Source organism: Acinetobacter sp. UBA3025 (assembly GCF_002367915.1).
Taxonomy (GTDB): Bacteria; Pseudomonadota; Gammaproteobacteria; order Pseudomonadales; family Moraxellaceae; genus Acinetobacter.
Genome location: NZ_DFDO01000279.1, coordinates 8,616 through 8,994, shown reverse-complemented (window position 1 = coordinate 8,994; position 379 = coordinate 8,616). Strand labels below are relative to the sequence as shown.

Here is a 379-nt window from a genome sequence, read left to right as displayed (position 1 = left end):
ATCATTTGTTTTTTAAAGATTTATTTTTAAATATTTAAATATAATGGCGGTTTAAGTTACTCTATATAAAGACGTTTTTTGCTATTCAAAAAATGTAATTTATTTGTAAAGTTACGTTAACTCAGACTTACGAAAAAAAAGTATTCTGGAAGATTTTAATAACCTATTTGCCGAAAGCATGGTTCATAATTTCTTTTAGTTTTTCAATGACGGATGATCAGATTGGATATCGCAGTAATTGGTAGTGGCATGGCTGGACTGGCTACTGCCAGAATTCTTCAGGACGCAGGACATCGCATTACTATTTTTGAAGCGCTTCAAGGTCGTGGCATGGACAGTCATAGTCTCGAATTTGAAGGAGGCCTCATTGACGCACCTT

General features: G+C 34.3%; 1 protein-coding gene. It reads left to right on the top strand.

From position 1 onward, the window contains the following. Positions 1-213: 213 nt before the first annotated feature. A partial coding sequence (locus B4J23_RS11780; RefSeq protein WP_291360825.1) for an FAD-dependent oxidoreductase occupies positions 214-379 on the top strand: 166 nt, incomplete at its 3' end.